The following is a 24078-nucleotide window of genomic DNA, read 5'->3' as shown; positions in this document are numbered from 1 at the left end:
GGCGGGGCTGCAAAGGCCTCCCCGTCGCCATCCTCAGGGCTTGTAGGCTGCCAGCCGGCGCGCGGCATCGGCGCGGATGTTCGCCCAGAACAGGCTGTAGTCGAACACGTGATAGTTGTTCCCCGGCAGCACGTACTGGCCGAAGTCGGGCGGGGTCGCGCCGATCTTGAGGATGCCGCGCCCGTCGCAGCGCGCCGGCACCCGGCCGGCCTCGAGATGCGCCGACTGCAGGTTGAGGTCCGGGATCAGCGAGCCGAGATTGGCGCTGGCGGGTGCCGAGTCGTTCGGCTTGCCGGTCAATGGGTTGGTGCAGAGCATCCTGGTGCCCGCGCGCGGCTTGCCGGTGAAGCCGTTGCTCGCGTCGAAGGCATCGATGATCAGCGCCGGATCGGCGGGCTCGGCGAAGCTCTGCCAGGAGAGGATGCAGCCGGCCTGGTTCGGCCCGGTACAGGCGGGCAGGCCCATCTTCGGCAGGTCGGCGGTGAGCGACACGGGCCACCCCACCACATAGGCTGCAACGACCCGCTTCGCGATCGGAGTACCCGCGACTCGCTCGGCGAGTAGGCGGGAGAGGTGCAGTGCGCCTTGGCTGTGCCCCGCGAGGATGATCGGGCGGTCACCGGCCTCGTGCAGGAACTCCTCGAACGCCGCCGACACGTCGCGATAGGCATGGTCGAGCGCCTTTTGTGCCTGCGCCTTGCTGGTGAGGAAGGCGCCGAAGGTCGCCTGACGATAGCGCGGCGCCCAGATCGCGGCGCTTTCGTTGAACGCGCTTGCCTGGCCGCGCAGGAACAGCTCAGCGCGGGCATTAGCGTCCGGGTTGTCGAGCGGGGCGTTCCACTGCTTGGTGTCGAGGAACGAGGTTGGGTGGATGAAGAACAGCGCCGCGCGCGGATTGGCCGCGGGGGTGTGCCCGGCGGGGGTCCACAGCGCCGGGTTGCCCGGCTTGTCCGGCCGCGCGATCCACATCTCCGCCCTGGCATAGTCGCGCGGGGAGACCGGCGGCAGCTCCGCGGCGTCTCCGGCAGGCACCATGAACTGGCGCATCAATTGGATGCCGTAGAGCCGATAGGCGAACATGGATGCAACGCCGAGCATGATCAGGATCGCAACCGCATAAAGAAACTTTCGGGCCAATCGGCCTCTCCATTGTGCAATGCAGCATAAACGGGCGGCGACGCAATCGCGTTCCGGCCAGTGTTGCGTGCGAAGGATGCAACCGCAAGTGCCGATCGGGCGACGCAGGCGCTTGAAGGGGCGCGGCTCGGCTGATAGGCGCAGGCGCATGTCCGTAGACACCGCAACCGTGAAGAAAGTGGCGAGCCTGGCGCGTATCGCGATCAGCGACGCCGACGCCGAGCGCCTGGCGCCCGAACTCAACAACATCCTCGGCTGGATCGAGCAGCTCGGCGAGGTCGACACGAAGGATGTCGCGCCGATGACCGCCGTGATCCCGAACACACTGCGCCTGCGCGCCGACGTGATCACCGAGGGCAACCAGCGCGAAGCGGTGCTGGCGAACGCGCCGCAGGGCGAATTTGGCTTCTTCACGGTTCCGAAGGTGGTGGAATGAGCACGCTGACCGATCTGGGCGTCGCCGCTATCCGCAACGGCGTGCGCGACGGCGAATTCTCCGCGCGTGAGGTCGCCGAGGCGTTCAACGCCGCGGTGGCCGGTGCCGACGCGCTCAATGCCTTCATCGTCAAGACGCCTGAGCATGCGCTCGCCGCCGCCGATGCCGCCGACAAGGCGCGCGCCGCGGGCGAGACGCTCAAGCCGCTGGCCGGCGTGCCGATCGGCATGAAGGACCTGTTCGCCACCAAGGGCGTGCAGACCACCGCTGCCAGCCACATCCTCGAAGGCTTCAAGCCGGAGTATGAATCGACCGTTTCGCACCGGCTGTGGGAGGCCGGCGCCGGCATGCTCGGCAAGCTCAACCTCGACCAGTTCGCGATGGGCTCGTCGAACGAGACCAGCTATTTCGGCAACGTGATCTCGCCGTGGCGGCGGGGCGAGGGCGACACCACGCCGCTCGCGCCCGGCGGCTCCTCGGGCGGCAGCTCGGCGGCGATCGCGGCGCGGCTCTGCCCGGCGGCGACCGGCACCGACACCGGCGGCTCGATCCGCCAGCCCGCCGCCTTCACCGGCATCTCGGGCATCAAGCCGACCTATGGCCGCTGCTCGCGCTGGGGCGTGGTGGCGTTCGCCTCCTCGCTCGACCAGGCGGGCCCGATGGCGCGCGACGTGCGCGACTGCGCGATTATGCTTGAGGCGATGGCCGGATTCGACGTGAAGGACTCGACCTCGCTCGACATGCCGGTGCCGCACTGGGAGGCTGGCCTCTCCGCCGATCTGCGCGGCAAGCGTGTCGGCATCCCGGCCGAGTACCGGATGGACGGCACCCCGGCCGAGATCGAGGCGCTGTGGCAGCAGGGCATCGCCTGGCTGAAGGATGCAGGCGCCGAAATCGTCGAGGTCAGCCTGCCGCACACCAAATATGCGCTGCCGGCCTATTACATCATCGCGCCGGCCGAGGCCTCGTCGAACCTCGCCCGCTATGACGGCGTGCGCTACGGCCTGCGCGAGCTGGCCGAGGGCCAGAACCTGCAGGAGATGTACGCCGCCACCCGCGCCGCCGGCTTCGGCGACGAGGTGAAGCGCCGCATCCTGATCGGCACCTATGTGCTCTCGGCAGGCTTCTACGACGCCTATTATACCCAGGCGCAGAAGGTCCGCACGCTGATCGCGCGCGACTTCGACAATGCCTGGAGCCAGTGCGACCTGCTGCTCACCCCCACCGCGCCGAGCGCAGCATTCGGGCTGGGCGAGAAGGTCGATCCGCTGGCGATGTACCTCAACGACGTGTTCACCGTGCCGGCCAGCTTGGCAGGCGTGCCCGCGATGAGCGTGCCGGGCGGGCTGGATGCGGCGGGGCTGCCGCTCGGCCTGCAGATCATCGGCAAGCCGTTCGACGAGCAGGGCGTGCTCAACGCCGGGCTGGCGATCGAGCAGCGCGCGGGCTTCACCGCTCGGCCCAACGCCTGGTGGTAATCTACCAATCCTCCCCGGAACGGGGAGGTGGCAGGCCGACGGCCTGACGGAGGGGTGTCCCCGCTGGTAGGGCGGGGCGCCCCTTCGCCGTTTTCACCCCCTCTGTCGTTGCGCGATACCCCCGCCCTTTTTTGCAGGGGAGGATTTGGTCACCCCTGCACGATCGGCACGGCCAGATACGCCAGCCGTCGCACTTCGCGCCGGCCGCGCACCACCGTGTCGAGGATCAGCCCGGTAAAGAAGCTCAGGGTCGCGACGATCGACAGGCCGGTCACCAGTACCGCGGTCGGCAGGCGCGGGACCTGGCCCGTGTGCCAGTAGGTGATCCCCAGCGGCACGGCGAGCAGCACGGCGAGCAGCGCCAGCACCCCGGCGATGCTGCCGAAGAACAGGATCGGTCGCTCGATGCGGAACAGCGTCACGATCGTCCGCAGGATCCGCCAGCCGTCGCGATAGGTGGACAGCTTCGAGGTCGAGCCATCGGGCCGCGCCGCGTAGGCGGTGACGATCTCCGCCACCGGCATGCGAAGCTCCAGCGCGTGGATGCTGATCTCGGTCTCGATCTCGAACCCGGCGGAAAGCACCGGAAAGCTCTTAACGAACCGCCGCGAGAACACCCGGTACCCCGACAGAATGTCGCTGAAGCTGCGGCCGAAGAGCCGGGCGAGCATGCCGGTGAGCATCCGGTTGCCGAACCGGTGCCCGCGCCGATAGGCCAGCTCCACCTCGGACTTGCGTGCGCCCACCACCATGTCGAGCTGTTCGTCGAGCAGCCGCTCGATCAACGTCGGCGCGGCAGTGGCATCATAGGTGAGGTCGCCGTCGGAGAGGACGTACACGTCCGCCTCGATATCGGCGAACATGCGGCGGACGACATTGCCCTTGCCTTGCATCCGCTCGCTGCGCACCACTGCGCCGGCCGCTGCCGCGACTTCCATCGTCCGGTCGCGGCTGTTGTTGTCGTACACATAGACCGTGGCGCCGGGCAGGCTGGCGCGGAACGCCTCGACGGTGCGGGCGATCGCCACCTCTTCGTTGTAGCAGGGCAGCAGCACCGCCACCCGCAGACCCGCCACCCGTTCCTGAAATCCTGCCTTCACCGCCATGGTCCCCGACGCTTCCCGATCGGCGGCGCCTAATCGACTCGGGAGCGGGGCGCAATTGCCCGCTGGACCTGAACGCTGCGACGCGCGATAGGCGGAGGCACGCATATTTCCATTACCTTGTGAAGAGCACATGGCGACCAAGACTGCATCGAGCTACCGAATCCAGGGCGAGACCGGCGAATGGGAGGTCGTGATTGGCCTCGAAGTCCATGCGCAGGTGACGTCGAACGCCAAGCTGTTCTCCGGCGCGGCGACGGCGTTCGGCGCGGATCCGAACAGCCAGGTGAGCCTGATCGACGCGGCGATGCCCGGCATGCTGCCTACGCCCAACCGCGAGTGCATCCGCCAGGCGGTGCGCACCGGCATGGCGATCGGCGCGGTGATCAACAAATGGTCGCGCTTCGACCGCAAGAACTATTTCTACGCCGATCTGCCGCAGGGCTATCAGATCAGCCAGCTCTTCCACCCGCTGGTGGGTGAGGGCGAAGTGACGATCAGCCTCGACGACAAGGATCCCGAAGCCGAGGTGAAGACGATCGGCGTCGAGCGCATCCATGTCGAGCAGGATGCCGGCAAGCTGATCCACGATCAGCATCCGAATCGCTCCTATGTCGATCTCAACCGCGCTGGCGTGGCGCTGATGGAGATCGTCTCGAAGCCGGACATGCGCTCGCCAGCGGAGGCGGGGGCGTATCTGTCCAAGCTGCGCGCGATCCTGCGCTATGTCGGCAGCTGCGACGGCAATATGGACCAAGGCTCGATGCGTGCCGACGTCAACGTGTCGGTGCGCAAGCCCGGCGAGCCGTTCGGCACGCGCACGGAGACCAAGAACGTCAACTCGGTCCGCTTCGTGATGCAGGCGATCGAAGTCGAGGCGCGCCGCCAGGTCGAGGTGCTGGAGAGCGGCGGCCGCATCGTCCAGGAAACCCGCCTGTTCGATCCGGACCGCGCCGAAACGCGCTCGATGCGCTCGAAGGAAGACGCGCATGATTACCGCTACTTCCCCGATCCCGACCTGCTGCCGCTCGAACTCGACGACAGCTTCCTGGAAGAGTGCCGCCAGAGCCTGCCCGAGCTGCCCGACGCCAAGCGCCGCCGCTATGAGGAATCGCTGGGCCTGACCCCGTATAATGCCGCGGTGCTGACCGCCGAGGCGGAGACGGCGCGCTGGTTCGAGGCGCTGCTCGCCGAGAGCGCGCGGATCCAGAAGAAGGGCGAGCAGGAAGTCGCGCGTTCCGCGGCCAACTGGCTGCTCTCGGACCTGTACGGGGCGCTCAATCGCCTCGGCAAGGGCATCGAGGAAAGCCCGGTCAGCCCCGAGGCGGGCGCCGAGCTGCTCTCGCTGATCGCCGACGGGACGATCTCCAACACGCTGGGCAAGCAGGTGTTCGAGATCATGCTCGAGACCGGCGAGGCGCCGGGCAAGATCGTCGAAGAACGCGGCATGAAGCAGACCAGCGACACCGGCGCGATCGAGGCGGTGATCGCCGAGGTCCTGGCCAAGAACCCGAACCAGCTGGAGCAGTATCGCGGCGGCAAGGAAGCGCTGTTTGGCTTCTTCGTCGGCCAGACGATGAAGGCGATGGCCGGCAAGGCCAACCCGGCGGTGGTCAACGAGCTGCTCAAGAAGGCGCTGAGCTAAGGGAGGCGCGGGGATGCTGCGTAGACTGGTCGTCCTGGCCTTGTGCCTGGTTCCTCTGGCCGCCTCGGCGCAGACCGCGCCGGCGCTGGTGTCCCCGCCTGCCAACCCCAAGGTTGCGCTCGAGACCAGCGCCGGGCCTATGGTGGTCGAGGTGTATCTCGACAAGGCGCCGGTCTCCGCGCGCAACTTCCTGCGCTATGTCGACGCCAAGCGGCTCGACGGCGTGGTGTTCTACCGCACCGTCAAGCCGGCGGAGAATTTCGGCTTCGTCCAGTTCGGCATCCAGAACGCAGCGGCGAAGATGTACCCGCCGATCAAGCATGAGCCGACGACCGAAACAGGCATCAAGCATCTCGACGGCACGCTTTCCCTGCCGCGCCTGGCGCCGGGCAGCGCGCGCGGGGAATTTACCATCATGGTCGGCGACCAGCCCTCCTTCGATGCGGATCCGAGCAAGCCGGGCGACAATCTCGGCTACGCCGCCTTCGGTCGCGTGATCGAAGGCCGCGATGTGCTGCTCAAGATCTTCGACGCGCCCACGTCGCCGACCAAGACGATCATGGGAAGCTTCAAGGGCGAAGTGCCCGAGGCGCCGGTGAAGATCGTCACGGCACGCCGGATCGCCGGCTGATCCGCTTCAGAGCGGCTGCGGCGTCAGGTAGAGATAGCCTGGATCGAATTCGGCGAGTCGTCGAAGCGCCGGCAGGTCCTGGAACGAGACACGTCCGTTACGGAATTCGACGAGGCTGCGCTCGCGAAGTTCGCGGAGCACGCGGTTCACATGCACGGGTGTCAGGCCCAGACATTCGGCCAGTTCGGCCTGGCTGATCGCAAGCCCGTATCCATTCTCGTCCGCGAGCCCGACGACTCCCAGCCGAACGTGGAGTTCGCAGAACAGATGGGCGGCCCGCTGGATCGCCGAGCGGCGGCCGAGCGAAACCTCCCATTCGCGGTGGATCGCCGCGTCGACATTGGTGGAATACCACATCATCCGCGTCAGATGCGGCAGCGTCTCGGTGATCTCGCGCAGTCGCGTGTGGGATGCGCGTGCAATGGTACACGGCGTCAGCGCGAGCAGGGAGTGATCAAGTCGCTTGAGCGTGAAGCCGTGGAGGTCGGCAAAGTCTCCAGCGACATGCACATGCGTGATCTGTCGCTGGCCGTTCTTCAGATCCTTGTAACGGCCGACCAGCCCGTCGAGCAGCAGCGTGGAATAGTTCAGTTCCTCCCCGGCGCGCACGATGGTGCGGCCCGCAGCGTGTACGACGGTGTCGACGATCGTACCCCGCAGCGCAGCCTCTTCTGCCGCGTCGATCTTGTCGCGGAGCCGGAGCTTGAGCAGATGGCGTTCGATCATCGCGATGGTAATCTCCAACAGATGACAGCGGCTCTACCATGTTGGGGTGGGGCCGCTGCCATCGCAGGTTAGGGGAGGGACTTATTGCTGGTTTAGGTCCTGGTTCTTCACGACCCCGTCGGCGCCGTTTTCGCCGCCAGCGCCCAGCGGCACTGCCTTAGTTAGCGGCGTGCCTTGCTCGGCCGCGGCATCTGCGGCGTCGGAGCGGGCTTCGACCGCCTGCTGGATGTCGGGGCGGGGATCGTCGCGATCGTTGATGACGTTCGGCATGAAATGCTCTCCTGGTTCAGGCGACCGGCTGGCCGGGGGTGATGCCGGGATCGATGCTCGGCGTGGTCTCGGGTGCCGGCACGTCGATGTCGGGGCCCGGCGGATCGATCTCCGGCGGCGGGCCACCGGGCTGGCCGGGATTGGGCGCGGGCGCTTCGGGCGGCGGCGTGGTGGGCTGGATGGGGGGCTCTACCGGCATGGGACATCTCCTGATTGTTGCAGCCCCAACGCCTTGCGACACCCAATCGTTGCTTCGTGCTTGCCCCGAACCCCATGACTGCTATAGAGCCCGCCGACCGGCGGTGTCCCCTGCGGGCGTGGCGGAACTGGTAGACGCGCTGGATTTAGGTTCCAGTATCGAAAGATGTGGGGGTTCGACTCCCTTCGCCCGCACCAGTCCCTCGCGGCTGTTGTGTGGTACACCGCAATTCCGATTCTTTGAGAAAGCGTGAGAATGCAGACTGTCGAGACGTTGAACGAGGGCCTGAAGCGCGCCTTCACGCTGAAGATCACCGCCCAGGACATCGACTCGAAGGTCGATGCCGAGGTCAAGCGGGTCGCTCCGCAGATTCGCATGCCCGGGTTCCGCCCCGGCAAGGTGCCGATCAACCTGGTCCGCAAGATGCACGGCGAGGCGCTGACCCAGGACGCGCTCAACAGCTCGATCCAGGAAGGCATCCAGCAGCTGATCGCCGATCACAAGCTGCGCCCGGCGATGCAGCCGTCGGTGAGCCTCGAGGGCGAATATGCCGTCGGCGGCGACGCGGAAGTGAAGGTCGAGCTGGAAGTGCTCCCGGACGTTCCGACCCCGTCGATCGATGGCCTGAAGCTCGAGCGCCTGACCGTGCCGGTGCAGGATTCGGAAGTGCAGGAGCAGCTGAAGCAGCTCGCCGACCAGCAGAAGCGCTGGGACGACGCGGCCGAGGGCCATGCCGCGACCACGGGTGACCAGGTCGTGATGGACTTCGTCGGCAAGGTCGACGGCGTCGCCTTCGAGGGCGGCACCGGCGAGGGCATGGCCGTCGAGCTCGGCTCGGGCCGCCTGATCCCGGGCTTCGAGGAGCAGCTCGAAGGCGTGAAGGTCGGCGACGAGAAGCAGCTCAACGTCACCTTCCCGGACGATTACGGCGCCAAGGACCTGGCCGGAAAGGCCGCGACCTTCGACGTCAAGATCACCGCAGTGCAGACCGCCGGCGAGACCAAGATCGACGACGACATGGCGAAGGCGTTCGGTCTCCAGGACCTGGAGCAGCTGACCGGCCTGCTGAAGGGCCAGATCGAGCAGCAGCTCAATGGCCTGACGCGCACCCACATGAAGCGCAAGCTGCTCGACCAGCTCGCCGCCGGCCACGACTTCCCGGTGCCGCCGTCGATGGTGGAGGCCGAGTTCGACCAGATCTGGCACCAGCTGGTCCACGAGACCGAGCATGAGGAAGATCCGGCCGCAGCGCTTGCCGAGCTCGAGAGCGAGCGTGACGAATATCGTGCGATCGCCGAGCGCCGCGTGCGCCTGGGCCTGCTGCTCAGCGAGATCGGCACCGCCAACGGTGTCGAAGTGACCGCGCAGGAAATGAACCGCCTGATCGCGCAGGCCGCGCAGCAGTACGGCCCGCAGGATCGCCAGCGCTTCATCCAGTATGTCCAGCAGGAGCCGATGGCGGCTGCCCAGCTGCGCGCGCCGCTGTTCGAGGACAAGGTCGTCGACTTCCTGTTCGACAAGGCCGAGATCACCGATCGCGAAGTGACCAAGGAAGAGCTGGAAGCCGCGATCGAGAGCGACGACGGCTTCTCCTCGGGCACCCACGTCCACGATCACGACAACCACAAGCCGAAGAAGAAGGCCGCCAAGAAGGCCGACGCTTCGGACGAGGCCGGTGAAGAGAAGCCCGCCAAGAAGCCGGCTGCGAAGAAGGCCAAGCCCGAAGACGCCGAGCCGGCCGCCGAGGGCGATGCCGAGCCGGTGAAGAAGCCGGCGGCCAAGAAGGCGGCGAAGGCCGAAGGCGAGGGCGAAGACGCCGCGCCGAAGCCGAAAAAGGCAGCGGCCAAGAAGAAGGCCGACGCTGAGTGATTTGAGAAGGGGCCGGAACGAACGTTCCGGCCCCGTTTTCTTTCTGATCCCCCTCCCGCAGGCGGAAGGGGGGCGCAGGCGTCGGCCGCAGTAGTGGGTTTCAGCGCAGCGCGACGAGCAGCGTGGTGACCGCCTTGGGTTCCGCCAGCGCCTCCGCCGACATCGCCGCCGCATCGCGCGTGGCATCGGTGACGATCCGCTCCACCACGCGCGCGCCCGGCACGCCGATCGTCACCCGCCGCGGCACCACGCCGCCATTGACGTGCACCAGCACCAGCCGTTTGCCGTCCGGCGAGACCGCGCCGACCGTGTCTTCATCGTCCACCGGCACCAGCCGATAGCCCGGCCGGATGTAGCGGCTGAACTGCGCCATCGCCCAATATTTGCGGGTCACGTGGATCGGATGCTCGGCGGCGGTGGCAGGCGTGTAGGCCATCTTGACGATGCCCCAGTTGCTGCCACCGGCGCTGCCGTCGCCCTTGTCGCTGCTCTGGCGCTCCACCGCCTGCCAGAACACCCAGGCGACGGGCTCAAGGCGCTTGAGATCGTGGACGACATGCTCGGCAAAGGCGAGCGGGCTCGCCATGCCGTCGAAGCTTTCCGGATCCTTGTCGAGCGGGGTGTCGTTCTCGCTCATCCACAGGCGAATGCCGTGCGCGCGGGCGATGTCGCGGACCGCGGTCTGGTGCACCGTGCCATAGCTATGGACGTTGAGCTGGCCGATCCGCGCGCGCGTCGCCGCCGGATAGCCTTCCCAATCGCGCACGAAGAGGTGCGCGTTGGTCTCGTCGGGCGCGGCGATCACCGTCTTGAGGCCGTGCGCCTTGAGCGCGCGGTCGGACGCGTCGATCATGAGCGCCTGCCGCGCGGGGCTCCAATGGGCACCTTCCTGCGTGTTCTTGGCGAACCAGTAATCGGTGTTCGGCTCGTTGACCGGCGACAACGTGCGAAAGGTGATGCCGTGCGCCTGTTGCAGCTTGTCCACCACGATCGCCAGATACTCGGCGAAGCGCGCCTCCTGGTCGGGGCGGAGATTGTCGTCGGTGCCCTTCTCGGCGCCCGAGACCTTGCCGCTGACGGTCATGAACCAGGGCGGCGAGTTGGAGAAGGCCTCGAAGATCGGCGCCTTCACCCTGCGCTTGATCGCATCGAGCCACCAGCGCTGGTTGGCATCGGCGGACCAGTCCCACATCGCCGGATCGGCCGGGTTCCACCAGTCGGTGCCGGTCGCGCCTGCCGGGCGACGCCAGAAGCCGGGCACGTCGGCGCCGGGGCGGAGATAGGGCTTGGTCTCGGGCGCGTCGCCGCCGCCGATATTGTAGCGCGCGATCGTCCAGCCGAGCCCCCCGGGCCCGTAGAACAGGTCGGCGAGCTTCTCGCGCACGGGATCGGGATAGCCGCCGGTGACGTGCGCGAACCAGGCGAGCGCGGTGCCCCAGCCCTCGAAGGGTTGCCCGGGCCGCTGGAGATCGGGCCGCAGCGTCAGCGTCACCGCCGGCTCGGTTGCGGAGGGCGGCGCGCTGGTCTGGGCTAGCGCGGCGGGGGAGGCTGCGAGCAGCAGCGACAAGGCAAAAGTGCGGATCATGCGGGGATCACTCGGTAAAGGGCGGCGCCGTGCGGCGGCAGCGGGCGGGCGAGGCGGAGCGGGCTGGGGCCTTCGTCCTTGCCCGCCCACAGGTTCCGGACCTGCACACTGCCCGACAGGCCGAGCAGCCGCAGGTCGAACGCTGCCTCGCCCGGCTTGTCGCCGGTATTGAACAGCGCGACATAGTGGCCGCCCTTGGCCGCGCGCGCGGTCCAGATCCGGCGATCGTCGGCGACGAACCAGGGGCGGTTCTCGCTGCTCGCCTGGTTGACCGCGATCACCTCGTGGTTGGTGAGCAGCGCGCGGGTGGGCGCATCGAGGTGGCGCAGGTCGCCGCCCATGATCAGCGGCGAGCGGGCGATCGACCAGAGCGTCATCAGCGTGCGCTGCTCGTCGGGGGTGAACTTGGTGTCGCGCTGGCCGAGCGCGAGGCGGCCGAGCGGCAGCATGTCGGCATCGGGCCAGGCACCGGGGCGGGCGTGCGGGCTCCAATTCTCCAGCCGGGTGAACTGCGCCTCCAGCATCTTCCAGTCGTCCCAGAAATCGTCCGAGATGCGCCACATCTGCGCGTGGGCCGCGACATGGTCGGCGCGCGGCACCGGGGTTTCGCCTGGCGAGAGGCTCAGCAGGATCGGGCGGCTAGTGGCTCGGATCGCCTTTGCCGCGGCCTCGATCTCCGGGGCGTGGGCGTCATAGGGGCGGCTCATGTCGTCCATCTTGACGAAGTCGACGCCCCAGGAAGCGAGCAGCGCGAAGACGCTGTCATAATATGCCTGGGCGCCGGGCTTGCGCATGTCGACGCCGTACATGTCGGGGTTCCACGGGCAGATGCTCGCCGTGTCGGCGATGTCGGCGGCGCGGATGCCGTTGGTGCCGAGGACCGGCAGGTTGCGCTCCACCGCCAGCCGGGGAATGCCACGCATCAGGTGCACGCCGAACTTCATGCCGAGCGCATGGACCTTCGCCGCGATCGGCGCGAAGCCCTTGCCGTTCGCGGCCGAAGGAAAGCGGTTGGGCGCGGGGAGCAGGCGGCCATGTCCGTCCAGCGTCGGCACCGGCTTGGCGTTGTAGGTGTAGCTGCTCGCCTCGGGCTCGTACCATTGGATGTCGATGGTGAAGACGTCATAGCCGAAGGGCAGCAGCTCGCGCGCCTGGATCGCGGCGGTTTCCAGCGCCTGCGCCTCGGTGATCGTCGTGGCGAAGCTGTTCCAGCTGTTCCAGCCCATCGGCGGGGTAGGGGCGAGAAGCGGCGCCTTTGCCGCGGCGCCGGCGCGAGGGGCTGCCGCGAGGCCGCCGACGAGCGCGGCGCCCTTCAGCACGCTACGCCGGCCGATCCCTCCCTCTTGTGCGATCGTGTCAGGCATCGGCGTCTCCCTATTGTTTTGTCTGACTATAAATGAGCTGAGGATGACGTCAACGCCGGCCGCTCATGCCTTGAGCGACGACTCCGTGTCTTCCTGTGCCTGGAGAATCAGCGTGATCGTGGCGGCGCGGGCGGCCGCCGGATCGCCGTCGGTGATTGCCGCGAACAGGTCGCGATGCAGCGGGATCGAATCGCGCAGCTGTTTGGCCTTGCGGTGCTTGAACAAGGTGGTCGCGCGCACCGCCGCGCCGATACTGCCCGACAGGCTGATCAGCAGATCATTGGCCGTCGCCTCCAGGATGATGTTGTGGAATTGCTGGTCCGCCGCCTGGCCCTCGGGGCTCGACAGCCCGGCTTCCTCCATCACCTCCAGCGCATGGCCCATGCGGCCGACATGCCGGCTCGAGCGCAGACGTGCCGCCAGTTCGGCAGCAGCTGGCTCTACGATCATACGGAGTTGAAACAGACTTTCGACGAACGCCATGGGCGGCTCGCCTTCGAACATCCAGGCGAGCAGGTCTGGGTCGAGCAGGTTCCAGTCGGCGCGTGCCCGCACCCGCGTGCCGGCCTTGGGACGGCTCTCGATCAGCCCCTTGGCGGCTAGCATCCGCAATGCTTCGCGGACCACGCTGCGCGACACGCCGCGCGATTCGGCAAGATCGAGTTCGCCCGGCAGAATTGTGCCCGGCAGATATCGGCCCGTCGCAATCGCGACCCCGATCTCGCGTGCAATCGATTGGTGCGCTGGGTTGCGCTTTCGCTGTTCGGTCAATGCTTTGCCCCCATGTGGTGAGGCGATTTTGGAGCGAGTTCAGGCGCTGCGCCAGCCCCAATCACGCGCCACGAAAAGCACTTGTCTTACAAATACGACAGGATATGTTGTCGGACAACTGGTCGGCACCGCACGGAGATGCGGCATTTCCGGGCCAGCGGATTTGGGGAGGTTTGTCATGAGAATGCACCATCATACTTCGTTGCTCGGCGTCTCGGCGCTCGCGCTGGCGATTGCCGGCGGGGTCGCGCCCGCCTTCGCCCAGCAGGACGGCGCACCGGCGGGCAGCAGCGGGGACGATATCGTCGTCACCGGCGTGCGCGAGAGCTTGCGCTCTGCCGCGGCGCTGAAGCGTAACGCCGATCAGATCGTCGACTCGGTCCAGGCGCAGGACATCGGCAAGCTGCCCGACGCCAATACCACCGAAGCGCTGCAGCGGATCACCGGCGTGCAGATCCAGCGCCGCTACGGCGAAGGCGCCACCGATTTCGACCATCGCACCCAGCCGGCGATCACCGTGCGCGGCCTCACCCAGGTGCAGAATTTCCTCGACGGCCGCGCGGTCTATTCGGCTTCGGGCGGGCGTGCGTTCGACCTGGAAGGCGTGCCGCCGGAACTGCTCTCGGGCATCGATGTCTACAAGAACGCGCCGGCCAACATCATCGAGGGCGGCGTGGGCGGTGCGGTGAACCTGCGCACCCGCAAGCCGTTCGATTCCCCCGGCCAGGTGATCAGCGCCACGATCCGCGGCAATTATTACGACCGCATCGACAAGCCGGGCTATGCCGTGTCGGGCCTGTACAGCAACCGCTTCCAGGCGGGCGAGGGCGAGATCGGCGTGCTGATCAACGCGGTCTATTCCAAGAGCCAGTATCGCCAGGACGGCCTGCTCGCGGGGCCGTTCGACACGGTGGCGCCGGGCTCGATCGCGGGTGCGCCGGCCAATGCCCAGGTGCCGTACGGCTTCGAGATCTACGACGACAAGGGCGACCGCAAGCGCCTCGGCGTCGCGGGCGCGGTCCAGTGGAAGCCGAGCGACGCGCTGCTGGTCACCGCGCAGGCCCAGGTCACCAAATACTGGTTCAATCGTACCGGCGCCTATTATTACGACTACAACAATCGCTCGAACGTTCGCGATGAAACCGGCAAGGTCATCAAGTACGGTACGGCGCCGGCGCCCGGCGCGGCGTTCACCTTCAACAACGAAGGCTATGCGACCAGCGGGACGCTGTACCCGCAGACCTTCGAGACCGGCCGCTACGACCAGCAGCTGTGGAGCGCGAGCAAGAACTTCACGCTGAACGCTGCCTGGAAGCCGACCGATCGGCTGAAGGTGAATTTCGACGCCCAGTATCTGACGTCCTATTACAATGCCGATCGCAACGGCCATGTGCTGTCGCTGTACGATCGTTCCGGCCAGGACGCGCTGAGCGCACCCCACAGGCTGAGCGTCGATTTCGACCTGCGCGGCAAATATCCGCGCTGGGACGTGCGCGAGCAGGGGGTGCTCAACAATCCGGCCAACTACACCACGCCCTATGTCGCGGATGCGCTGCAGCGGAACGACGCGGACACCTATGCCCTGGCCTCGGACATCGAATATGAGGTCGAGGGCGACTTCCTGAAGAAGCTGCGCGCCGGCGTGCGCTATGCCGACAACAGCATCGACCTGCGCGGCACGTGGCACGGCGTGTGCATCACTGCGCTGGGCGCCGATCCGGGCTGCAACGCGCCGGCGGGCACCCCGCTGGTGCCGCTCAGCAAGAACCCGCAGTTGGCGATGCCGGGGCCGTCCAAGAACTGGTTCGACGGCAACACGGTCAAGGGCGGCCTGCTCTATCCGGCGTTCCCGGCAGGTGATGGTGTGTGGGCGCAGACCAAGGCGCTCTACGCGCTGCTCGGCGCGACGACGCAGGACAGCTTCAAGCCCGGCGACCTCAACAGCCAGACCGAGAAGACCTATACCGGCTGGGCGATCGCCGATTACGGCTTCGAGCTGGGCGGCATCGCGTTTGACGGCGGCGTCGGCGTCCGCGTGGTGAAGACCACGACGACCTCCGTCGGTACCCAGTTCAACAATGACGGCACCTCATCGCCGATCAGCGTGAGCAAGGATTATACCAAGGCGCTGCCGAGCTTTAACCTTCGGGCGAAGCTTACCGACACGTTCCAGATGCGCTTCGCCTATTCGAAGGGGCTGGCGCGGCCGAACTTCGACCAGCTTTCGACCAATCTGACGCTCAACAACCCGAACCAGATTAACCCGGTCACCGGCCATCCCAGCGCCAGCTCGGGCAACCCGCTGCTCAACCCGATCCGCTCGGACAATTTCGACGTGACCGCCGAGTGGTACTTCGGGCCCACCAGCTCGCTGACTGGCGGCCTGTTCTACAAGAAGGTCAACGGCTTCCTGGCGGGCGGCATCGTCACCGGCGTGTACAACGGCGTCACCTACGACATCAGCACCCAGGTGAATTCGGGCAACGGCACGGTGAAGGGTGCCGAGATCGGCTACAACCAGTTCTTCGACTTCCTGCCCGGGCCGCTCAGCGGGCTCGGCCTGCAGGCCAACTACACCTATGTCGACTCCAGCGTGAGCAACCCGTTCGCCTCGACCGATCCGAACAGCCCGCGGCAGCTGCCGCTCGAGAAGCTGTCGAAGCACAGCTACAACATCGTCGGCCTGTACGAGAAGGGCCCGGTCACCGCGCGCGTGGCGTGGACCTGGCGGTCGAGCTATCTCGACCAGACCCAGGGCAGCGGCGCCAACGGCATCCCGCAATATGCCGCGCCCTATGCCTCGCTCGATGCCTCGGTCAGCGTGAACCTGACCCAGCAGGTGGCGATCTCGGCGGACGTGGTGAACCTCAACAACCGGATGAACCGGATCTATATCGGTACGGCGGCCGCGCCGCTGCGCTACGAGCTCAACGACCGGCGCTTCGGCCTGTCGCTGCGGGCGACCTATTGACCCTGTCGGCCGGGGCAGACGACTGCTCCGGCCATCTTCTACTGGAGGACGGCGCAGGGTGATGGCTTTCCACCTTTCGACTTTCAACGAGCGGCGTGCGGCATGAGCGCGCCGCTTTCGCATGTCGCGATCATCGGCGGCGGCACCGCGGGCTGGATGGCGGCAGCCGCGCTGGGGCGGGTGCTCGATACGCGCGCGATCGCCATCACCCTGGTCGAGTCCGAGGCGATCGGCACGGTCGGCGTGGGCGAGGCGACGATCCCGCCGATCCAGGCGTTCAACGCGCTGCTCGGCATCGACGAGGGCGAGTTCCTCCGCGCGACCAAGGGCACGGCCAAGCTCGGCATCGAGTTCGTCGACTGGCGCGCGAAGGGTACGCGCTATTTCCACCCCTTCGGCATTCACGGAATCGATTTCGGCGGGATCCCGTTCGAGGCGCTGTGGCAGCGCGCGCGGCTGGCGGGCGTGGCGGCGCCGCTCGAGGCCTATTCGATCTGCGCCGAGGCGGCGCGGCTGGGCCGCTTCCAGCGCCCGGCGACCAGCGGCAAAAACCCGCTGACCCATCTCGGCTATGCCTATCATTTCGATGCGGCGCTCTATGCCGGTTTCCTTCGCGAGAAGGCCGAGCAATGGGGCGTGCGGCGGCAGGAAGGCCGGATCGTCACCGTCGAGCGGGGCGAGGACGGCGCCATCGCGGGCGTGGTGCTGGAGGACGGCACCCGCATCGCCGCCGACTTCTACATCGACTGTTCGGGCTTCCGTTCGTTGCTGCTCGGCGAGGCGCTGGGCGTAGCGTTCGAGGATTGGGCGCAGTGGCTGCCCAACGACCGCGCCGTCGCGGTGCCCTGCGTGCTGGGCCCGGAGGGGCGCTCGCCCTTCACGCGCTCCACCGCGCGGGGGGCAGGGTGGCAGTGGCGCATCCCCCTCCAGCACCGCGTCGGCAACGGGCTGGTCTATGCGAGCGCGCATTGCTCGGATGCCGAGGCCGAGGCGCAACTGCTCGGGAGCCTCGAAGGCACGCCGCTCGCCGAGCCGCGCCTGCTCCGCTTCCAGGCGGGGCGCCGCGCACGCTTCTGGGAGAAGAACTGCGTGGCGCTGGGGCTCGCCAGCGGCTTTCTCGAACCACTGGAGTCGACGAGCATCCATCTCGTCCAGGCGGGCATCGCGCGGCTGCTGGAAATGCTGCCGGTCGGCGGCGGCACGCCCGCCGACATCCGCCGCTACAACCGGCTGATGGCCACCGAGTTCGAGACGATCCGCGACTTCCTGATCCTCCACTTCCACGCCACCGCGCGCGACGACACCGACTATTGGCGGCAGCTGCGCAGCATGGAACTGCCCGATACGCTGGCGGAGCGCATCGCCATCTACCGCGCCAGCGGCCGGCTCTACCGCGAGGCGGACGAGCTGTTCTCCAAGACCAGTTGGCTGGCGGTGCTGCATGGGCAGGGGATCGACCCCAGCGGCTATGACCCGATCGCCGACGGCATGCCGCGCGACGAAGCCGCCGCGCGGCTGGCGCGGATCGCCGAGGTGACCGCGCTGGCAGCGGCGCGGATGCCCACGCACGAGGCGTTCCTGCAGGAGAGCGGGGCGCTGCAACGATAAATTACACGGAAATTACTCCGAGAAATTTGACCGAAACAATCAGCCTTTGCAGTATACCCCAATGGGGCGGGAGGAATCAGCGTGAACAAGTACGGGTTGCTGGCGGCGGTGGGGACGGTTGCGCTCGCCTCCGGCATGGGGATGGCGCAGGACGGGCCGAAGATCGGCGACGCGCCGCAGGTCCAGCCGGTACAGGTCGATCCGCGCCGCCCCGACTGGGAAAACCCGGCGGTGTTCGCGCGCGGCAAGATGCCGGCCAGCGCCACGCATTTCCCGTATGAGAGCCGCGCCGCCGCGCTCGCGGGTGATCCCGCCAGGTCGAGCCGCTACCTGCTGCTCGACGGCCAATGGTCGTTCCACTTCTCGCCCTCCTCGGACGCGGTGCCGAGCGGCTTCGAGAAGCCGGACTATGACGTCGCCAAGTGGAAGCGCATCAAGGTTCCCGCCGACTGGCAGACCGAGGGCTATGACCAGGCACGCTACAACAACATCACCTATCCGTTCCCGGCCAACCGCCCGCTGATCCCGCACGCGACCAACCCGGTCGGCTCGTACCGGCGCGACGTGCAGCTGCCGGCGAACTGGTCCGGGCAGGACGTGATCCTGCATATCGGCGCGGCGGGTTCGGCCTATCAGGTGTGGGTGAACGGCGTCGAGGCGGGCTACTCGCAGGATTCCAAGCTGCCTTCCGAGTTCGACGTGACCAGGCTCGTCCATGCCGGCCGCAACACCATCGCCATCCAGATCCATCGCTGGTCGGACGGCAGCTATCTCGAGGACCAGGATTTCTGGCGCGTCTCGGGCATCGAGCGCTCGGTCTATCTCGCGGCGGCACCCAAGGCGCGGATGGCCGACCTGTTCGTCCATGCGGGGCTCGACGCCGCGTACAAGGACGGCAAGCTCTCGACCGAGCTGACGCTGACCGATCGCATCGAGCCGCTTACCGCGCGGATGACGCTGCTCGATGGCGACAAGCAGGTGCTGGCGCGGGAGACGCTGCTTCCTGCCGGTGCCGCGCAGAAGGTGACGCTCGCTGCCGACGTGCCGGGCGTCCGCCCCTGGACCGCCGAGACGCCCAATCTCTACACGCTGCTCGTCGAGCTGGTCGATGCCGAGGGCAAGGTGGTGCAGGCCACGCCGCAGCGGATCGGCTTCCGCACCGTCGAGATCAGGAACGGGCTGGTCAGCGTCAACGGCAAGCCGATCACGATCCGCGGCGTCAACCGCCACGAGCATGATCCGGAGACCTTCCACGTCGTCAGCCATGCGTCGATGGAGCACGACATCCAGCTGATGAAGCGTGCGAACATCAACGCGATCCGCACCTCGCACTATCCGAACGACCCGTATCTGTACGAGCTCGCCGATCGCTACGGCCTCTATGTGATGGACGAAGCGAATATCGAGAGCCATGCGTATATGGATTATGCCAACAAGCATGGCGAACTCCGCTCGCAGTTCCAGGTCGGCTTCGATCCGGCGTGGAAGGACGCGCATGTCAGCCGCGTCGTCAACATGGTCCAGCGCGACAAGAATCATCCCTCGGTGATCTTCTGGTCGCTGGGCAACGAGGCGGGCATCGGGCCGAACTTCGAGGCGGCGGCCGCGGCGGCCAAGGCGGTCGATCCGGGCCGGCTGGTCTCCTATCTCGGCTGGGGTACCTGGGACGGGATCCAGGACCACCGGCCGAACTATTATGCCGACATCTACGCGCCGATGTACGATCCGGCGGTGAAGCTGGAGGATTACGCCACCAACTGGAACTTCAAGCAGCCGGTGATCCAGTGCGAATATGCCCATATGATGGGCAATTCGGGCGGCAACCTGAAGGAATATTGGGACACCATCTACGCCCATCCGGACAAGCTGCAGGGCGGTTTCGCTTGGGACTGGGTCGACCAGTCGATGTATCGCTATACCAAGGACGGGCGGCGTTATTGGGGCGATGGCGGCGAGTACGGCCCGAACCCGGGCGGCGACATCGAGTTCGGCGACGGACTGCTCCAGGCGGATCGCACGCCCAACCCGCAGCTCTACGAGCTCCGCAAGGTCTATGCGCCGGTCCAGTTCGACGGCTTCGATGCCGCGGGCGGCACGGTGACGGTGCGCAACCGCCACGACTTCCGCGACCTGTCCGGCTTCACCTTCGACTGGGAAGTGCAGGAGAATGGCGTCGCGGTGGCCAATGGCACGCTGGCGGCGCCGGACGTGGCGGCGCACGGCGCGGGCACGATCGCGCTGCCGCTGGCGGGCATCGCGCGCAAGCCGGGTGCCGAGTATTTCGTCACGATCCGCGCCCGCGCCAAGGCCGATGCGGTGCCGCTGGTGCCCGGCGGCACGGTCATCGGCTGGGAGCAGTTCGCGCTCGATCCGGCCTATCGCATGGGCGAGGTCGCGGCGCCCAAGGGCAAGGTGACGACGCAGGACGGGCAGGGGGCGATCACCCTCTCGGCCGGCGGCGCCACGCTGGTGGTCAACCGCGCGACCGGCCTGGTCGATCGCTATGCCGCCAAGGGCCAGACGCTGCTCAGCGGCGGCGCCCCGCATTTCTGGCGCGCGGTGACCGATAACGACATCGGCATCAGCACCGACAAGCAACTCGCCGCCTGGAAGGGGATGAGCGAGACGCGCACCGTCTCCTCGGTGCAGGTGCAGGATCTGGGCGCGGACGGTGCCGAGGTGCGTGTCGTCTACACCATGGGCGCGGGTGCGGTGCGGTTCACCAGCGTGTACCGGATGGCGAGCGACGGATCGGTGGCGGTCGACGGCAAGTTCGAGCCGGTCTCGGGCCAGCTGCCGCCGCCGTTCCGCATCGGTCTGGCGTTCACCACGCCGGGCAGCCTCAAGACCGTCGAATGGTATGGCCGCGGGCCGCACGAAAGCTATGTCGACCGCAAGACCTCGGCGCCGATCGGGCTGTGGCGCGGCGCGATCGCCGAGCAGAACCATGATTACATCCGCCCGCAGGAGACCGGCAACAAGGTCGATGTCCGCTGGATGGAACTGATCGGCGGCGGCGCGGGCCTGCGCGTGGCGGGCGATACGCCGCTGATGATGAACGCGCTCGCCTTCCCCTATGCCGATCTCGACCGGCACGAACCTGGCACCTGGAAGAGCACCGATGTGGTGCCCAAGGCCCAGGGCACGCTGCTGATCGACGCTGCGCAATGGGGCGTCGGCGGCGACACCCAGTGGAGCGAGTTCGGCAAGCCGCTTCCGAAGTACCGCACCCAGTTGGTGCCGACGAGCCTGCGTTTCCGCCTTACGCCCTTCCTGGGCGAAGGCACTACACCAGCAAAAGCGCGCCCCGCGCGTGCAACGGAGAGAGAATGATGCGGACCCTTATCAGCGCGATCGCGCTTATCGCGGCGATGCCGGCCATGGCGCAGACCGGCGGCGATGCCGTGACGGTGCATGGCGACAAGCCCGGCGCGAAATATGACCGCCGCCTGTTCGGCCAGTTCGCCGAGCATCTCGGCACCGGCATCTATGGCGGTCTCTATGTCGGCACCGACAGCAAGATCCCCAACGTAAAGGGCTTCCGCCGCGACGTGATCGACGCGCTCAAGGCGATCAAGGTGCCGGTGATCCGCTGGCCCGGCGGCTGCTTCGCCGATGAATATCACTGGCGGGAAGGCATCGGGCCGAAGTCCAAGCGCTTGGTGAAGGTCAACACCAATTGGGGCGGCGTGACCGAGGACAATGCCGTCGGCACCAACGAGTTCATGGACTTCACCGAGGTGGTGGGCGCCGAGGCCTATGTCTCGGGCAATGTCGGCACCGCCAATCCGAGCGAGATGGCCGAGTGGGTCGAGTATATGACCTCACCCACCCAGTCCACCATCGCCAACCAGCGCCGTGCCAATGGCCGCGACAAGCCGTGGAAGCTGCCCATGTTCGGCATCGGCAACGAGCTGTGGGGCTGCGGCGGCGACATGCTGCCGGAGTACGCCGCCGACGTGACCCGTCGCTACGCCACCTTCCTCAAGGTGCCCGAGGGGCAGAAGCTGATGAAGATCGCCAGCGGCGCCAATTCGGCCGATTACAACTGGACCGACGTGATGATGCGCAAGGCCGGCGACAAGATCGACGGCATCGGCGTGCATTATTACACGGTGCCCGGGCCCTGGGAGAAGAAGGGCGCGGCGACCGGCTTCGACGAGGAAAGCTGGGCGCGCACGCTCTCCAAGACGCTCAAGATGGAAGAGCTGCTCACCGAGCACGGCAAGATCATGGATAAGTACGACCCCAAGAAGCGGGTCGCGCTGCTCGTCGACGAATGGGGCACCTGGTACGATGTCGAGCCGGGCACGAACCCCGGCTTCCTGTATCAGCAGAACAGCCTGCGCGACGCGATGGTCGCCGCGCTCAACTTCAACATCTTCGCGCGCCATGCCGACCGCGTGCGCGGCGCCAATATCGCGCAGATGGTCAATGTGCTGCAGGCGATGCTGCTGACCGACGGCGCCAAGATGGTGAAGACGCCGACCTATTGGGCGTTCGACCTGTACAAGGACTATATGGACGGCACGGTGCTGCCGGTCGACGTCCAGTCCCGCTGGTACAACAAGGACCAGTGGACGATGCGCGCGGTGAGCGCCAGCGCGGTGCGAGGCACCGACGGCGTGGTCCATGTCGGCCTCGTCAATGTCGATCCCAACCAGCCGGCGAGCGTCAGCGTGAAGCTCGACGGCGTGAGCGGCACGGCAGTGACCGGCAAGGTCCTCACCGGCGCCACGATGGACGCGCATAACGACTTCCAGGCGCCTGACGCGATCAAGCCGGCGGCGTTCACCGGGGCGACGCTTTCGGGCGGGACCCTGACGGTGCAGGTGCCGGCCAAGGCGATCGTGATGCTCGACATCAAGTGAGCAAGGCGGTTCTTCTGATGGTGGCGGCGGGCTTGCTCGCCGCCGCCGACGCGCCCGCGCCGCGCTGGGACGCGGCCGGCGACGGCAACCCGCTGCTCCCCGGCTATTTCGCCGATCCCTCGATCGTGCGCGATGGCGGGAAGTGGTACATCTACGCCACCATCGATCCCTGGGGCGCCGACACGCTGGGAATGTGGACCTCCAGCAACGGCCGGGACTGGAGCTTCTCCACGCCGGCTTGGCCGACCAAGGCGGCGGCGACCAGCCCCACCTCGGGTGACTCCAAGGTCTGGGCGCCGTCGGTCGTCAAGGCGAAGAACGGGCGCTGGTACATGTATGTCTCGGTCGGCTCCGAGATATGGGTGGGCAGCGCGCCGTCGCCTGCGGGGCCCTGGGCCGATGCGCATGGCGGCAAGCCGCTGATCGCGAAGGACTTCGCGCCCGCCTACCACATGATCGACGCCGAGGCGTTCGTCGACGACGACGGTACTGCGTATCTGTACTGGGGCTCTGGTCTAAACTGGACCAACGGCCGCTGCTTCGTCGTCAAGCTCAAGCCGGATATGGTAAGCTTCGACGGCGAGCCCAAGGACGTCACCCCCGCCAATTACTTCGAGGGCCCGTTCCTCGTGAAGGCGGGGCGGCACTATGTCCTCACCTATAGCGACGGCAAGACGACCGAGGACACGTACAAGGTGCGGTACGCGATCGGCGACACGCCGTTCGGGCCGTTCCGCGAGGGGCCGGACAGCCCGATCCTGTCCACCGACAAGACCCGCGACGTGATCAGCCCCGGCCATCACGCGATCTTCCGCGTCGGGAGCCAGCCCTATATCCTCTACCATCGCCAGTCGCTGCCCTGGCCGCGGCCGGGCGACGATGCGACGCTGCGCCAGATCGCCGTCGATCCGCTGACGATCCATGAGGACGGCAGCATTGCGAAGGTGACGCCGAGCCATGGCAGCGCGGTGACGGGCTTCGTTGCTCGCCGCACGCGCGGCCTGCCGGTTACGCTCAAGGGCGCGGCCGTGGATGTGGTGCATGCGGCCGAACGGGCAGGGGACGACAACTATGCGACGCTCTGGCGCCCGGCGCCCGGCGCAGCGCCGTTGCTGGTCGCCGATCTCGGCAAGGTGCGCACGGTCCGCACGACACAGCTACGGATGGAATATGCCCACCGCAGCTACGACGTCGCGATTGAGGCCTCGGTCGATGGCACGCATTGGCGCCAGGTGGCGGCCAAGCCCGACGCGAGCGGCTCGCCCATCGCGCTGCCGCTGAACGTGTCCGCCCGTTATCTCCGCCTGCGCGTGCCCGCAGGTGCCGGCGTGTGGGAGTGGCAGCTCTTCTGATCGGCAGCATCGATCAGGGGCGAAACAAAAAATGTTGCGGCGCGAGGCCGTCCCATGCGTTA

General features: G+C 67.2%; 18 protein-coding genes and 1 tRNA gene. 11 read left to right on the top strand and 8 right to left on the bottom strand.

Annotated elements, in window-relative coordinates:
• Positions 1-33 precede the first annotated feature (33 nt).
• Positions 34-1137, bottom strand: coding sequence for a DUF3089 domain-containing protein (locus CA234_RS06305; RefSeq protein ID WP_126001154.1), 1104 nt, complete (start codon positions 1135-1137; stop codon positions 34-36).
• 148 nt (positions 1138-1285) lie between these two features.
• Here CA234_RS06305 and gatC point away from each other — a divergent pair, with 148 nt between their 5' ends.
• A complete protein-coding gene (gene gatC, locus CA234_RS06300; protein WP_093292944.1) occupies positions 1286-1573 on the top strand; it encodes an Asp-tRNA(Asn)/Glu-tRNA(Gln) amidotransferase subunit GatC in 288 nt (95 codons plus the stop codon).
• Positions 1570-3051: an Asp-tRNA(Asn)/Glu-tRNA(Gln) amidotransferase subunit GatA gene (gene gatA / locus CA234_RS06295; RefSeq protein WP_125973449.1), complete on the top strand. Its 1482-nt coding sequence runs from the start codon at positions 1570-1572 to the stop codon at positions 3049-3051. Before gatC ends, gatA begins: the two co-directional genes overlap by 4 nt.
• 149 nt (positions 3052-3200) lie before the next feature.
• Here the strand turns inward: gatA and CA234_RS06290 are convergent, their stop codons facing one another.
• Positions 3201-4157, bottom strand: coding sequence for a glycosyltransferase family 2 protein (locus CA234_RS06290; RefSeq protein WP_126001153.1), 957 nt, complete (start codon positions 4155-4157; stop codon positions 3201-3203).
• 130 nt (positions 4158-4287) lie between these two features.
• On the opposite strand from CA234_RS06290, the gene gatB reads away from it, so the two are divergent.
• Positions 4288-5799: an Asp-tRNA(Asn)/Glu-tRNA(Gln) amidotransferase subunit GatB gene (gatB, locus tag CA234_RS06285; protein WP_125973445.1), complete on the top strand. Its 1512-nt coding sequence runs from the start codon at positions 4288-4290 to the stop codon at positions 5797-5799.
• A 13-nt stretch (positions 5800-5812) separates the two neighbouring features.
• The gene (locus CA234_RS06280) at positions 5813-6430 is read left to right on the top strand and encodes a peptidylprolyl isomerase (RefSeq protein ID WP_125973443.1); all 618 of its coding nucleotides are present in this window, start codon (positions 5813-5815) and stop codon (positions 6428-6430) included.
• A gap of 6 nt (positions 6431-6436) precedes the next feature.
• Here CA234_RS06280 and CA234_RS06275 read toward each other — a convergent pair whose 3' ends face one another.
• The 3 genes from CA234_RS06275 to CA234_RS06265 all read right to left on the bottom strand — a co-directional run bounded on the left by CA234_RS06275 (position 6437) and on the right by CA234_RS06265 (position 7625).
• On the bottom strand, positions 6437-7156 hold the full coding sequence (locus CA234_RS06275) for a Crp/Fnr family transcriptional regulator (protein ID WP_125973441.1): 720 nt from the start codon (positions 7154-7156) through the stop codon (positions 6437-6439).
• A gap of 81 nt (positions 7157-7237) precedes the next feature.
• Positions 7238-7426 (bottom strand): hypothetical protein, encoded by a 189-nt coding sequence (locus tag CA234_RS06270; RefSeq protein WP_125973439.1) that lies wholly within the window; start codon positions 7424-7426, stop codon positions 7238-7240.
• 16 nt (positions 7427-7442) lie between these two features.
• The gene (locus CA234_RS06265) at positions 7443-7625 is read right to left on the bottom strand and encodes a hypothetical protein (protein ID WP_125973437.1); all 183 of its coding nucleotides are present in this window, start codon (positions 7623-7625) and stop codon (positions 7443-7445) included.
• Positions 7626-7737: 112 nt separating this feature from the next.
• Here CA234_RS06265 and CA234_RS06260 point away from each other — a divergent pair.
• Positions 7738-7822: transfer RNA gene (locus tag CA234_RS06260), tRNA-Leu, on the top strand.
• Between the two features lie 58 nt (positions 7823-7880).
• Positions 7881-9494, top strand: a complete 1614-nt coding sequence (gene tig / locus CA234_RS06255; RefSeq protein WP_125973554.1) for a trigger factor — start codon at positions 7881-7883, stop codon at positions 9492-9494.
• A 100-nt stretch (positions 9495-9594) separates the two neighbouring features.
• Here the strand turns inward: tig and CA234_RS06250 are convergent, their stop codons facing one another.
• From CA234_RS06250 to CA234_RS06240, 3 genes are all read right to left on the bottom strand, one after another.
• A complete protein-coding gene (locus CA234_RS06250) occupies positions 9595-11079 on the bottom strand; it encodes a glycoside hydrolase (protein WP_125973435.1) in 1485 nt (494 codons plus the stop codon).
• Complete coding sequence (locus tag CA234_RS06245; RefSeq protein ID WP_126001152.1) at positions 11076-12443, bottom strand: glycoside hydrolase family 27 protein; 1368 nt, start codon at positions 12441-12443, stop codon at positions 11076-11078. Before CA234_RS06245 ends, CA234_RS06250 begins: the two co-directional genes overlap by 4 nt.
• 63 nt (positions 12444-12506) lie before the next feature.
• Positions 12507-13214, bottom strand: a complete 708-nt coding sequence (locus CA234_RS06240; protein ID WP_125973431.1) for a FadR/GntR family transcriptional regulator — start codon at positions 13212-13214, stop codon at positions 12507-12509.
• A gap of 184 nt (positions 13215-13398) precedes the next feature.
• Here CA234_RS06240 and CA234_RS06235 point away from each other — a divergent pair, with 184 nt between their 5' ends.
• The 5 genes from CA234_RS06235 to CA234_RS06215 all read left to right on the top strand — a co-directional run bounded on the left by CA234_RS06235 (position 13399) and on the right by CA234_RS06215 (position 24016).
• Positions 13399-16185 carry a TonB-dependent receptor gene (locus CA234_RS06235; protein WP_241213285.1) on the top strand — a complete coding sequence of 929 codons (2787 nt, stop codon included), beginning with the start codon at positions 13399-13401 and terminating at the stop codon, positions 16183-16185.
• 102 nt (positions 16186-16287) lie between these two features.
• Complete coding sequence (locus CA234_RS06230; protein ID WP_126001150.1) at positions 16288-17793, top strand: tryptophan halogenase family protein; 1506 nt, start codon at positions 16288-16290, stop codon at positions 17791-17793.
• Positions 17794-17874: 81 nt separating this feature from the next.
• The gene (locus CA234_RS06225) at positions 17875-21126 is read left to right on the top strand and encodes a glycoside hydrolase family 2 TIM barrel-domain containing protein (RefSeq protein ID WP_126001149.1); all 3252 of its coding nucleotides are present in this window, start codon (positions 17875-17877) and stop codon (positions 21124-21126) included.
• Complete coding sequence (locus tag CA234_RS06220) at positions 21126-22664, top strand: alpha-L-arabinofuranosidase C-terminal domain-containing protein (protein ID WP_126001186.1); 1539 nt, start codon at positions 21126-21128, stop codon at positions 22662-22664. The genes CA234_RS06225 and CA234_RS06220 overlap by 1 nt, the downstream gene beginning before the upstream one ends.
• The gene (locus CA234_RS06215) at positions 22661-24016 is read left to right on the top strand and encodes a family 43 glycosylhydrolase (protein WP_241213283.1); all 1356 of its coding nucleotides are present in this window, start codon (positions 22661-22663) and stop codon (positions 24014-24016) included. Before CA234_RS06220 ends, CA234_RS06215 begins: the two co-directional genes overlap by 4 nt.
• The last annotated feature ends 62 nt before the right edge of the window (positions 24017-24078 follow it).

Source organism: Sphingomonas sp. ABOLE, from assembly GCF_003950455.1.
Classification (GTDB): Bacteria; Pseudomonadota; Alphaproteobacteria; order Sphingomonadales; family Sphingomonadaceae; genus Sphingomonas; species Sphingomonas trueperi.
This window is presented reverse-complemented; position numbering and strand designations above follow the sequence as displayed.